Source organism: Desulfosporosinus paludis (genome assembly GCF_045689965.1).
In the GTDB taxonomy this organism is placed as follows: domain Bacteria; phylum Bacillota; class Desulfitobacteriia; order Desulfitobacteriales; family Desulfitobacteriaceae; genus Desulfosporosinus; species Desulfosporosinus paludis.
Genome location: NZ_CP144211.1, coordinates 1,629,794 through 1,642,123, shown reverse-complemented (window position 1 = coordinate 1,642,123; position 12,330 = coordinate 1,629,794). Strand labels below are relative to the sequence as shown.

At 40.6% G+C, this 12,330-nt stretch carries 12 protein-coding genes, 2 pseudogenes and 1 riboswitch; of the genes and pseudogenes, 5 read left to right on the top strand and 9 right to left on the bottom strand.

What is annotated here, in order from left to right; genetic code table 11:
* Nucleotides 1-43: 43 nt before the first annotated feature.
* The 4 genes and pseudogenes from VZF35_RS08370 to VZF35_RS08355 all read right to left on the bottom strand — a co-directional run.
* The gene (locus VZF35_RS08370; RefSeq protein WP_407312715.1) at nucleotides 44-1,396 is read right to left on the bottom strand and encodes a 4Fe-4S binding protein; all 1,353 of its coding nucleotides are present in this window, start codon (nucleotides 1,394-1,396) and stop codon (nucleotides 44-46) included.
* 28 nt (nucleotides 1,397-1,424) lie between these two features.
* Nucleotides 1,425-2,024, bottom strand: coding sequence for a hypothetical protein (locus VZF35_RS08365; protein ID WP_407312714.1), 600 nt, complete (start codon nucleotides 2,022-2,024; stop codon nucleotides 1,425-1,427).
* Between the two features lie 557 nt (nucleotides 2,025-2,581).
* Nucleotides 2,582-2,734 (bottom strand): annotated as a pseudogene (locus tag VZF35_RS08360) (IS3 family transposase); the annotation flags it as partial.
* Nucleotides 2,716-2,993, bottom strand: a pseudogene (locus VZF35_RS08355) (IS4 family transposase); the annotation flags it as partial. The pseudogenes VZF35_RS08360 and VZF35_RS08355, both read right to left, overlap by 19 nt.
* Before the next feature lie 278 nt (nucleotides 2,994-3,271).
* A riboswitch (cobalamin riboswitch) is annotated at nucleotides 3,272-3,461 on the top strand.
* Nucleotides 3,462-3,673: 212 nt separating this feature from the next.
* Between VZF35_RS08355 and VZF35_RS08350 the strand changes: the two are divergent.
* Nucleotides 3,674-4,681: a HoxN/HupN/NixA family nickel/cobalt transporter gene (locus tag VZF35_RS08350; RefSeq protein ID WP_407314539.1), complete on the top strand. Its 1,008-nt coding sequence runs from the start codon at nucleotides 3,674-3,676 to the stop codon at nucleotides 4,679-4,681.
* A 160-nt stretch (nucleotides 4,682-4,841) separates the two neighbouring features.
* Here the strand turns inward: VZF35_RS08350 and VZF35_RS08345 are convergent, their stop codons facing one another.
* Entirely contained in the window at nucleotides 4,842-5,348 is a 507-nt protein-coding gene (locus tag VZF35_RS08345; RefSeq protein ID WP_407312712.1) for a cytochrome c3 family protein, read from the bottom strand.
* A gap of 183 nt (nucleotides 5,349-5,531) precedes the next feature.
* Here VZF35_RS08345 and VZF35_RS08340 point away from each other — a divergent pair, with 183 nt between their 5' ends.
* From VZF35_RS08340 to VZF35_RS08330, 3 genes are all read left to right on the top strand, one after another.
* Nucleotides 5,532-6,605, top strand: coding sequence for a cytochrome c3 family protein (locus VZF35_RS08340; protein ID WP_407312710.1), 1,074 nt, complete (start codon nucleotides 5,532-5,534; stop codon nucleotides 6,603-6,605).
* A gap of 112 nt (nucleotides 6,606-6,717) precedes the next feature.
* Complete coding sequence (locus VZF35_RS08335) at nucleotides 6,718-7,455, top strand: CAP domain-containing protein (protein WP_407312708.1); 738 nt, start codon at nucleotides 6,718-6,720, stop codon at nucleotides 7,453-7,455.
* Nucleotides 7,456-7,614: 159 nt separating this feature from the next.
* Nucleotides 7,615-8,562: a ketopantoate reductase family protein gene (locus tag VZF35_RS08330; protein ID WP_407312706.1), complete on the top strand. Its 948-nt coding sequence runs from the start codon at nucleotides 7,615-7,617 to the stop codon at nucleotides 8,560-8,562.
* A 104-nt stretch (nucleotides 8,563-8,666) separates the two neighbouring features.
* Here VZF35_RS08330 and VZF35_RS08325 read toward each other — a convergent pair whose 3' ends face one another.
* From VZF35_RS08325 to VZF35_RS08310, 4 genes are all read right to left on the bottom strand, one after another.
* A complete protein-coding gene (locus VZF35_RS08325; protein ID WP_407312704.1) occupies nucleotides 8,667-9,536 on the bottom strand; it encodes a hypothetical protein in 870 nt (289 codons plus the stop codon).
* 81 nt (nucleotides 9,537-9,617) lie between these two features.
* Nucleotides 9,618-10,130 (bottom strand): flavodoxin domain-containing protein, encoded by a 513-nt coding sequence (locus tag VZF35_RS08320; protein WP_407312702.1) that lies wholly within the window; start codon nucleotides 10,128-10,130, stop codon nucleotides 9,618-9,620.
* A complete protein-coding gene (locus tag VZF35_RS08315; RefSeq protein ID WP_407312700.1) occupies nucleotides 10,127-10,756 on the bottom strand; it encodes a TetR/AcrR family transcriptional regulator in 630 nt (209 codons plus the stop codon). The genes VZF35_RS08320 and VZF35_RS08315 overlap by 4 nt, the downstream gene beginning before the upstream one ends.
* 405 nt (nucleotides 10,757-11,161) lie before the next feature.
* Complete coding sequence (locus tag VZF35_RS08310) at nucleotides 11,162-11,740, bottom strand: flavodoxin family protein (protein WP_407312698.1); 579 nt, start codon at nucleotides 11,738-11,740, stop codon at nucleotides 11,162-11,164.
* A gap of 192 nt (nucleotides 11,741-11,932) precedes the next feature.
* Here VZF35_RS08310 and VZF35_RS08305 point away from each other — a divergent pair, with 192 nt between their 5' ends.
* A complete protein-coding gene (locus VZF35_RS08305; protein ID WP_407312696.1) occupies nucleotides 11,933-12,313 on the top strand; it encodes a winged helix-turn-helix transcriptional regulator in 381 nt (126 codons plus the stop codon).
* The last annotated feature ends 17 nt before the right edge of the window (nucleotides 12,314-12,330 follow it).

Genomic DNA, 12,330 nt, shown 5'->3' with positions numbered 1-12,330 from the left:
TCCTCCGTGGTATTTAATTGAAAACAGACTTGAGGTTATTAAATTACATCCTCATTGCCATTCTCACAGTAAAGGTGAGAAAGTTCAGGATACCGAAGAGTAAAATGACCGCTAAATAAGGCATAGAGACGGATAAGGCTTTACTTACACCGTAATTTTTTCTGGCAATACGGTAGGCGGTATAGAGGGAACCAAGAGTTCCTGCAATCACCAAGAAGTATTGCATAATCTGGATGATTGGGTCAGCAACGAAGGAAGATGATCCTTCGAGATGCACCCCGAACAGCCCCATAAACGTATAGTAGGTATCCTTTCCTTCTGCCAGAAGATGGAATAAGTTGTGGGCCATGTGGGAAGCGAGGTCAAGCGGAATGACGGCATAGCCAAAACGTGCAAAGGCATTGCGTAACGTTTCGCCGGTGAAACGTTTAGAAATGGCAGTCGCTGCGAAAAGTAGCAAAACAGGGGTAGCCATGGCAATAATAAAGAGGATCGTAAAGGCGATGTCTTGATTAGCGATACCTAAAGTCTGTTCTACCCACTTAAGGAAAGAGGGGTAAAAGTCTAACATTGTAATGTTTTGGACAAATACAATCCCGACGATGACAATAGCTAAGAAAGACTCTTCAAAATGTGCTCTAGTCATCGACCAGAATTCGCTGGTAGGTTTACGGGGTGTTAAACGAATTGAATCATGGGGACAGCTTTTGATACAGTTTCCACAGAGATTGCAGTTGGCGTTGTTTTCCATAGCCATTGGAAATTCAAACATTGGACAGCCAGGTGCTTTAGAAGATCCTTTATAACAATCCCTTGTCTTGCAGGTTTTACAAGTCTCTTTATCTGCCCGCAGTTCCAGCATACCGGACCTAGAATAGTTGCCTGACAAGCTACCGAGGAAACATAGGTAGCGGCACCAGGTACGGCGTTCGAAGAGTAAAGCACTGACCATGACGCCACCTAAAATGAGTAATAAGAGGGTTCCAGATCCTCGGGGTGATTCTACAATTCCCCAAATGTGATCGGACCAAGTAATTAAGATGAAGGTAATATCGATGATCCAAAGACCATATTTACGGATAAACTTTGGAACCTTCATGTTGGCCCCAAATAATTTTTGGGTTAAATCACTAACCCAGGCGAAAGGACAGATTCCACACCAAAATCGGCCCAGCAGAAAGAAGAAAAAGGGAATGAGGGGCCACCAAAGAACCCAAGTGGCAGCGGAACCAAAGTTCTCTCCGACGTTTGTCGGACCTGCTAAGGTTTCGACCATAATTACCCCAAAAACTAAAACGGTGATCCACTGGAAAATTCTTGGGTAGAAAGGACTTTTAAGAAAACGTTTAAGCAAAGGAATATTAAGGAAGTTTATAGGTTGCTTTTTAGAAGACATTACAATTTTCCTCTACTTTCTTAGTTTTTCATTTTCTTTTCTTTAAGATTGCGGCGAGTATTCCGACAATTACAATGACACCGGCAACACTGCCTATAAGAACGAAATTCGGTCCTGATTTACCAACTGTTAAGGGAAAATTAACCGTGCTGTCACCGAGAGGGGAAGAAATAGTAATCGTTTGATTCCATTGCCCAGGTTGGTTAAAAGACATACCTTGCATCATATACGAACCAGCGTCCATGGCCATTGAACCCATGGAAGACTGTTCTTGCATGGCCGTCCCACCTTGTTTATCCATACCGGAAGACATGTCCATACCAGGCATGCTGTTGTTGCTATCAGAGCCTTTTATGCTTCCGCTACTGCTCATTGTTGTTGGGTCCATCATTACTTTAGCTCCGGTAACCGGTTTGCCGGTAGCCTTATCTGTAACGATAACCGTAAAAGTAGCTGGTTGATTTGCCACGAGGGTTTCCGGGTTAGTCTGCATGATTACATGGTAAGGGCCCGCATCCTGTTCTAGTCCACCAGATGCAGCCAGGGTATTTGAAGCAATCACGAGAGTTAAGAGCAACAGAGATAGGGAAAAAAGGATTTTCTTCATTGGTTTTCTTGAAACGTTCATAAACACACTCCTCTAAAAATAAAGTCGAATTTCTAATGTGCAAAAACGATGCCAAGTTGGGTTTGTTATTAGTAAATTTTTAGTCTTAGGTTATAGAGTCTGCTTGGATCAGTATCTAAGCCCATTCAATCAAAACGAACGACGACTTTTTGAATCAACTTTTAAATGATTGCAAGTAATTTCAATTTCCATGTGTGGGATATGACACAGTGTATTGCGCCTTATCCCACAACCTTCTCATAACGTCCAAAATCACAGTAATTTTTTTGTATTTTATTCGCTACTCCTCCTCATAAACTTTCATTTTTCAGCCTTGTTTCATGATTGTGGTTCAGTCATGCTGTTAGTTTAACTTTCTGATACGATAAACTGATGAAAAAGTTGTGAATTTCTCATGAAGAAGGATAGCTGATAGAGGTATTAATCTGATTGCATACGAACGGAAAATGAGTAAGCTTGAGCCTACTCATTCCATGTGGAAAATATTTTTTACGTATATTCTGGAGGTCTTGCTATATAAGTTCAGGTAATGACAAAAAAAGACCTAGCAGTCAAGACTATGCAATGCTTAGAAGATGATTTCTGTATTCAACAGGAGTCATCTTCTTTAAATTCCATTGATATCTGAAATTGTTATAGTAGTTCATATATTGGTCTATCTCATATTTAAGCTCATCTAAAGTTTCACATGGTTTGATATACGCTTTATCTTAAGAGATAAACTTGCAAGGGTTTGAACTCGAACTGAGCCGAGAGTTTCTGCTTTGGGGTTTTTAGGGAGTTTGGTATATGACTCACTTAAACTTAATGCGTTTCCCTCGAAACGATAACGTTGTTTTAGCTCCTTTACCATCCCAATGATGTGAAGTCTCTTATCCATCAGTTTTGAAGTAGTGGTGCATGAGTAAACCAGCCATCCATCAGAAGGTAATCCGCCGAGAATCCAGCATTTAAATTTTCTGTCAATAGACAGAAATATTTTGTCGCAACTTAGATATATACAGGGTTGGAGGTAACTTTTGCTATGCGAAAGTTGAGTTACTTAGTTATTAGTTGCGCAGATAGGGCAATTATTCAGGGCGAAAAGTCGCGCAGTCTGTCATTTCTGAGGAGCTAGCGTTAGGGGCTTGAATTTCGATCTAACTTAGCTCCCGAGTGTCACTGACACTCCCGTATGCCGAAATAGTGTGATTGTTTTGGCAAGTTGGTACTAGACATACTTAATTGTTTCATGATACCATAAATACAATTAAATATCTGGGATGAGTGATTCCTTCCCGAGGGAAGGAATTGAAAAGGGAAGTCAGTTAAAGCTGACGCGGTGCCCGCCACTGTATAAGGGAGGTAACTCACAAAGTGTCACTGGGATTTATCCGGGAAGACGTGAGTTAACGAAGAACTTGAGCCAGGAGACCTGCTTATTCCGAATTTGAACTACCTACGGGAATGTTAGGGGGTGTATACCTGTGTATTCAGGATTACTTTTGTTACCTGATACAGGTTAAGCTTTTTACCCTTCTGTTGGTGAAGGGTTTTTTTGTTTTTATTTACTACCTCCAAGCATGGGGTATCGGGTACGGTATGATCAGTTAATCCAGCAAATGTCCTTTCAAGGCTTGGTAATAAAAGGAGGATAAATTTTGAAAAACATCCATGTAAAAATGAAGAGTCGTCCTAAATGGCTCAGTTTTGGAGTGGCAGTAACAGGAATACACCTTTTGGGCATGACGATGTTGTTTTTGAATTTAAAGCAATATCCACAATTACTAGGGTTTGCTTTTCTTGCTTACACACTAGGCTTACGTCATGCTTTTGATGCTGATCACATCGCGGCGATCGATAACACAGTACGTAAAATGATTCAGCAAAAACAGGATCCGATGGGGGTTGGATTTTTCTTCTCGCTTGGCCATTCTACTGTTGTCTGCATAATGGCAATTATTACAGCATTTTCAATGCATTGGGCACAACAGAACATTCCACAAATACAAGCTATCGCTGGTCTGATCGGAACTGCGGTTGCTGGAAGTTTTCTTTTGCTTATCGGGCTATTTAATCTTTACATTTGGTTTGATATCTATGGGTTCTTCTTAAAATTGCGTCGAGGTGAGATCGATGAAGAAAATCTTGATCAACTACTTTTAAACCGGGGCTTCTTATCCCGCTTCTTTAAACCTCTATATCGGTTTATTAACAAGAGTTGGCATGTTTATCCACTGGGCTTTCTCTTCGGTTTAAGCTTTGATACTGCATCAGAAGTAGCATTATTAGCAATTTCTGCTACTCTTGGTTCCAAAGGAATGCCTATTACTGCAATTCTATCATTACCGATTATATTTGCTGCTGGTATGAGCCTAATGGACACTGCGGATGGGGTTTTCATGACAACTGCTTATCATTGGGCATTTTCTACTCCGCTACGTAAGATTTATTATAATTTATCGGTTACCGGCCTTTCTGTTATTGCAGCATTGTTTATCGGCTTAATCGAATTGGCCCAGATAATTACTCCAAAGCTTGGACTTAATGGAGGAGTTTGGGGATGGATACAAAACCTTAACTTCGGTGGAATAGGCTATTTGCTTGTTGGGCTGTTCGTATTAGCGTGGGGTGTCTCATATCTTTTATGGAAGGTTTTACGGTTGGAGAATGCGTAGGGATTAAGAAAATTATCAAAGATAAGTTAAAACGGTTTTGTCAAAGCTATTAAAAACACGGGAAAGGCCAATTAGGCTTCCCCGTGTTTTCGTGTTTTGTTTATGTGTTGATTATCTTGCAAAATATTTGAATGCAACTCTAGTGATATTTAGATATTAGTTATTTTGATCCAGATGAGTGACCAACATTACCATGGCAGGATATGCAGCTTACGTTGCCAGAAATCATAGGCTGGTGGCTGATAGGTGGGGCATTCGGCGCAGATCCAGGAGCGAGAGTAATGTTTTTAGCATTAGGATAGGCACTGTCTTTTCCGCTATGACAATACAAACAAGCATCGATATGCGGCGTCCATGCAAGTGTAGCAGGGACTTGATTAGTGAAATGAAGATACAGTTCTTTATAACTGCTTAGCTTACGCACTATGTAGCCCAGATTTCCTGGAGCAGCGTGACAACTTAAACACTCCACATCTTTGTGCGGTCCTGTTTGCCAAGAAGCGACTTGGGGAGCAATTTCGTGGCAAGAGGTGCAAAATTGCGGGCGGGAGGTGTAGTGCATCCCGGCATACGCTGCAGCAATTAGCACGACAATTACAATCAATCCAATAAACACAGTTCTTTGGGCCTTACTGGCTTTGGCCGGCTGCCCTTCGTTCGGTGCCATATTCATCATCCCCTTTTAATACGTTTTGACGACTCCTTTCGCAATTCCGTTCTTATTGTTACATTAAATTCTCAAAAATATGTAATAATATCCGCACTGAAACATCTTTCGCGTTTGGTATAAAACAAGCATTTTTCGGCAAACTAGGGATGTTTAAGGAACCAGTGAAGGAGGTAATTTTCAGTGCGTCGGCTTAAAATTCTTGTATTATGCATCTTGACTTTAGTCATTATCACTCTGGTTGCAGCCTGTAATACACAGACTCCCGCACCAACTCAACAGACCCCGACGACAAACGTGACTCAAACTGCGAACACTAATCTCACCTATGTCGGAGAACAAACCTGTCAATCGTGTCATAAGAAAGCAAACTACGACAAAACACCGCATTTTCAATCCTTTAAACCATTGTCTGCTTACAAACTCGACAAGACCTACGGCACGGTTACTGTCTATGATGGAGCTGCCAATAATGCAAAATCTACAACTGTCGATTTAAGCAAAGCACTTGGCGTGCAAATGGATACCTATGTTGTGGCTCAGATCCCGAAAGACGCTGGTTTTGCCAAGCAGTATTATCGGGTGGGTCATTTAATCAAGAATCCTGACGGAACGTATAAGATCGATAACCCTGGCTTGGTCAAAGGCACACAGAACTGGTCTGCAGGAGATTACTCTTGCCTTGATTGCCATAGCCCAGGTATGGGTAAAGCAGGTACACCGGACTTAACAATTACCTGCGAATCTTGTCATGGTCCGGGAAGCGCTCACATTGCAGCTACCACAGATGATCAAAGGAAGGCCACCATGCCATTGCCGACTTCTACGACCTGTTTGAAGTGCCATCAGAGTGATCCGACGAAAGATACCACAACAGGCGCCACAGCAGGTGCGATTATTACCACGAACCACTATGGCACACGTGACTATACCTTCAGCAAACACAACACTACTGGTATGATCAACGGATGTTTGACTTGCCATAACGTACACGGTACTAATACTAAGGGCAGATTGTTGAAGCAGGATAATCCGAATGACATTTGCGCAACCTGTCATGCGGGTAAAAATTACGACGTAAATACCATAATGTGGGATAATAAGTCTGACCCCCATGGTCACACAACTGCTGACCACAGTTTCACAGCCATTCCAGAGTCTGCTACCAAAGTCAACCCAACAACAAAGAATGTGGAAATTACAGATCCTACCGTGCTTGACATGGTTAAGAAAGCATTACCAGATCTAGCTAAGTAACATTACTAGCTTAAGAATGGGAAGATAAATGAGGCTTGACCGCAAAAAGGTCTAGCCTCATTTCCCTGTACTAGTCAGAAGATATAACTCCATTTAATTCAGAGGAGGTACTATGAAACGGTTAATTTTATTTTTGAGTATTATAATAGTGACAATAGTAATTTTAGTATCTTTTCCTTTTCAGAGTCTCGCCCAAACTCAATTTAGCCGTACCAATGTTCCGGCACAGCTTAAAATTACCGCTTCAGCCGTTAACGTTCGATCAGGGCCATCAACCACTTTTCTAAAAGTCGGAGCAGTATACAAAGGTCAAGTGCTTGAATGTTTGGGTAAATTAGGAAGCTGGTGGGTCGTTCATTTGACTAATGATACCGTTGGAGCAATTTCGGGAGGTTTAGCCCAGCCTTACTATCCCACAACAACTCAACAGACCGCAAAGCCTGCGCCAGCTCCTTCTGAAGTTACGTTGACGACAGGGCAACAGCACATGCTTGATTTAATTAATCAAGAACGCTCTAAAGCCGGCGTTGGCACGCTGAAAATTGATCCTCAGCTTCAAAAAATGGCTCAAACGAAAAGTGATGAGATGGTAGCTAAAAACTATTTCTCCCACACAAGCCCAACCTATGGGGACCCATTTAATATGATGAAGACTTTTGGTATCAATTACACGTCAGCAGGGGAGAATATTGCCGGGGATTCATCGGTAGACGCTGCTCATCAAGCTTTGATGAATGATCCGCCGCACAAAGCGAACATCCTGAATGCATCGTTTAACTACATTGGGATAGGTATCACTTCGAGTCCGACGTATGGTTATGTATTTGTGCAAGACTTCATCGGAAGATAGAACAGAATTTTTAAGGGGCTGCCCGATAATGATGTCCGTGAAGGAGATTCATTTAAGAGGGCAGCCCCTTTTACATCCAAATCGATTCCCTTATTAAGGAGAGTGTGGTAACTTATAAGAAGTACAACATGGACAATTGTATTTCGAGGGGGAACAAAATTGAAAGTTTTAGTGGTTGGTTTGGGAGCATTAGGAACCGTTTATTCCTGTTTTATGAGTCTGGCAGGGCACGAAGTGACGGGCTTAGGAAGGCCTGCTGCTTTAGATAAGATAAGGACGAGTGGAGTAAAAGTTTCAGGTATTTGGGGAGAGCATGCTGCGAAGCTTGACAGAGTGGTAACAGATGTGTGTGAATTGGATCGTGAACAATTTGACATGATTATTGTTACAGTGAAATCCTTTTCCACTGAAGAAATTGCCGAAAAAATATCCCAACTCGTTGGGGAGACTACCCATATTTTCCTTCTGCAAAACGGTTATGGGAATTTTGAAGCTGCCGCGAAATATATTTCAGAAGAGAGAATCGTTTTAGGGCGAGTCATTTTCGGAGCTGAAATGTCTGTACCAGGGGAATCAATAGTTACTGTTATAGCTGACGACGTAGTAATAGGCTCTCCTAAAAACCTTATAGCCTCTGAACTGCTGGAGGAGTTTGCCGGCATATTTCGCAAGGCAGGTATCCCCACAAAGGCTTCAAATGAAATCATGAAATATATTTGGGGTAAAATAATTTATAACTCGGCTTTAAATTCTTTTGGAGCAGTCTTTGAAGTGAATTATGGACAATTGGCTGAAGAACCCGTTACCAGAGATCTAATGAATACCTTGATTCAAGAAATATTTAATGTGTTTGCGGCAAGGGGCATAATGACCTTTTGGCCAGATGCCCAGAGCTATTTAAAGAATCTTTATACTAATTTAATACCACCGACATCCGCTCACCATGCCTCGATGCTTCAAGATATTCAAAGTGGTCGCCGAACGGAAATCGAATCTCTCAATGGTGCCGTGGTAAAGCTGGCTCACGAATCAAGTGTCCCTGTCCCGTTAAACGAAATCATTGTAGCTATGGTTAAAGCCAAAGAACACTTTAATTATCGCCGTTAAGATCTTTTCGAAGATCCCTATCTTGAAACTGATGTTCTGAGCACAACAAGCCCTCGCCGAATGGTCGAGGGCTTGTTTGGCTAGGTCCTTTAAGCAATAATTGACTAATGGGCATTTTCATTAATGTTTTTTAGCATTAAAACTAAACACCAGACAATCAGCAAACTGAACAGGGGAAACATCATGATTTCTAAAAAACTCATCGGAACTCCAGCAACAGCTTGAGCGATGATCATTGCTGTCAGTGCTGCCCCCATTGTAAAACCCTTTATTATAATGACCGATGAAAGCAAATAGCCAAAATTATTTCTTTTTAAGATCAATATACCTGAGATAAAGGCAATTGGGACGATGAAACCCAAATCCATTCCCTGTATGACTAACGTGGTATAATGTTCCAAGCCCAAAGGAATAGAGCCATTTATAATTGAGGGGACAATTCTTCCAAGCCACATAAGGCCTAGAGCTGTGGAGAAGAATATTTGAAACCCACCGATGAATTTAATCGGTAACTTTTCATGAAACGAGGCCTTCATCTGCTCAATGTCAAAAGATATCATTGATAAGGTAAAGGCAAAAAAGCTGGCTGACATAAGCAACACATAGATGAGAAACAAGGGGTTAAACATCCACAAGAATGTGTAAGAGATATAGGTGTACAAAAAATACCCTAAGGTGCCGGTCAGCAACAACCTTCCTTTGAGGAAACCTTTTCGAGCCCAAAAGAGTGAAATAATAAGCAGCGGGATACCTAAGAACAGAGTAACAATATCTTGGGCTATCCCTTGGGCGACCATTGGCACAGAATCATAATGATACAGCCCTTTTCCGTAGATCGTTACTGTTTCACCGCGTAACGATTGAAAAGCATATTGTCCATTCCCTTGATTTGAAACTATGCCGAAAACCGTAGATACTAGGGATAAAAGAACAATGCAAAACACAAGTATGCTTATGGCCTTTTTGTATTTCAAGATAAATTCTCCTTTCTAATCACATCTGACTATGGGCGAGGGTAATTCAGGTCAGGATGTTCATTTATAGTTCAGATATCATTAGTTCACAAAGGTTTCATTGATGACTTGGGCAAATCTGAGAATAGTTTCCTCGGAGATGGTTGAAAAATCTCTGGTCGTATCTATGGCTGGTCTGCTTTTATCCATCTTTGATACCATCTTAACCATGAATCGTTCCACAAAATTTATCTTTTGAAATTTAAGCTCACCACCGAAGAATTCCTTGATAACAGCTATAGTCAACAATTCAGGAGCAAAAGCCTTATTTAACTCGGCCTCTGCTTGATCACTAAGCATACCGCAAATAAACAGCCCTATTTTTTTCTGTTTCAATACCTCTAAGTTTTTAAGGCAAAACTCGGTGACAGGTTTTTGAATTCTTCCAGCGTAAATCGAGCCGCCAATGATCACATTATCATAGCCCGAAAGATCTTTAGGTTTAACTATGGCTAAGTTGTATTGTTCAACATTTCCCATAAGTTTCTCTGCGAGAGTTTTAGTGCATTTTTCCACGCTGCCGTACTTCGTTGCGTAAGCTATCAACGTATTCATTTTTTGATCTCCTCTTTTCTAATAATTCCATCGAATAATAAACTAAAATGCCGATTTATTAAGCGATCTATCTGACCTTGAGGGAGTTCTTTCTCAATGATTAGTTTAATGATTAGCCCAAAGGTTGATGTCCAGAAAATTTGGGCGGTAAGCTCAGGATCGCAAGGAGCATAACGCCCCTGACTTATTCCTCTTTGGATGTTGTCACATAGCAATTGCAGAGTTTGGCTTGTTTGAGAAATACCTTTCTGGAGCAGGACTGTTTTATCCAAAACGGAAGCATCGTCGTTTAGCATGAAAGCCTTATATTCTTCAGGAAACGTTTGGGCTGCTTTGATATATTGAGTAAAAGCTTGTTGGATTTCTTTTTCTGGCTCCTCGTTGTTTCTTTCTACCAAACCGATGGAAGATATGATCTTTTCATAGCCTTCTTTAACTAAAGCCTTAACGATTTCGTCTTTGTCTTTGAAATAGTGATAAATGATTGCTGGAGAATAATCGATCGCCTTGGTAATTTTGCGTATGGACAGTCCGGAAAGGCCTTCTTTGGAAATAACATCTCTGGATGCGTCCAAAATAGTTTTTCGAATTTCATCCTGTTTACGGTGTTGGCGTTCTCTGCTCAACTTAGCCATCTCCTAAACTTAATTTAACCGAGATCAATTATTGAACGGTGTTTAATTATATAATAATTCTGTTCGACCGTTTTTGTCAATCAATTGTATTAACAGGTTAATCTTCGCAAAAGGAATCTTTCTCAAGCAAAGAGATTATCGGCCTAATTCCCTAAAAAACGCAGAAAAAGCTTAATTAAGTTTGGACATAAATAAAACAAAAAAACTCACCAAAATAGTGAGCTTCTTTGCACTATCAGAAAGTATAAACTTGCGTTATATACGTTCTAAGCATAAGTTCAACTAAGCTGCCGCTTTCGCCAGCTAAGTTTTCTTTACCTGGCAGAAAGGCAAGGGGGATTTATTATTGAGTGTCAGAGTTCAATAAACTATGTTTTAAATCAAAAACTATGTTTCTTAACCTTTTAGCTGTTTTAGAAGCTTCGCCATATTTTGCCCAAGGACTTGGAATGTTTGGATACCTTCGGCATCTTTTTGAACGTCTCCCGGATCGCGAGATAAGGTCATATTCCAGTAACTTGAAGAACAAATGATCATTTCTGCAATTCCGAAAAAGAAGTTGATGGCAGAATATGTGAAAGTCGATCCGGCTCTTCGGACGGAAACTACCGAAGCCCCTACTTTGCCTCTTAGCAAATTACCGCCGTTAGATTTTGAAACACAACCGCAACGGTCGATTAAGGCTTTTACTTCTGTACTCACATTGCTGAAGTAGGTTGGAGAGCCAATAATGATCCCATCTGATTCTTCCATCTTTTGAATGAAAGTATTCATTTCATCGTCTTTACGCGCACAACGGTTATTTTTAGTCTTACTACATTGCCCACAGGCCAAGCAGCCAAAGACTTTACGCCCTCCCAATTGGACTATTTCCGTCTCAATTCCTTCCTTCTCTAATTCCGCTAAGACGATTTTGAGGCTTTGAATAGTATTGCCATTAACCCGTGGGCTACCATTAAATGCAACTACTTTCATTTCTAACACTCCCATTTTATAGTTTTAGTTATTGATTGATATAATAATATACAATATAATACTACTTAACAAGTACGTACTTTTTTGTGTTATAGTATCCAATTATATACTTAATTCCAGAGCTTAAGGTGGATAGGTTTAAACGGTGTAAAACTTCAGTTGCTTAAAATAATCCCTGAGGAGTGTAGTGGTTTGATTAAATTTCGAAATAACGAATATCAATGTTCCATGGAATTGACGTTAGCCCTTATAGGTGGAAAATGGAAAGCACTTATACTCTGGCATTTGGGTGATAAGATCTTAAGATATAATGAAATGAGAAAAATATTACCGAATATTACGCCTAAAATGCTGACCCAGCAGCTGAGAGAATTGGAGGACAGCGGATTAGTCAAGAGATTTATTTATACCCAAATACCTCCTAAAGTCGAATATTCTTTGACTCAAGCCGGGAAAAGCCTCTTGCCTATTTTAGATTCTCTATGTAAATGGGGATTGAACTATGCTAATGAATTTGAACAAAGCGAACAAACTAAAGATCTTGACCTTCAAGGCGGATCTGTAAGAACCTAAGTTCTGAAACAATAGCA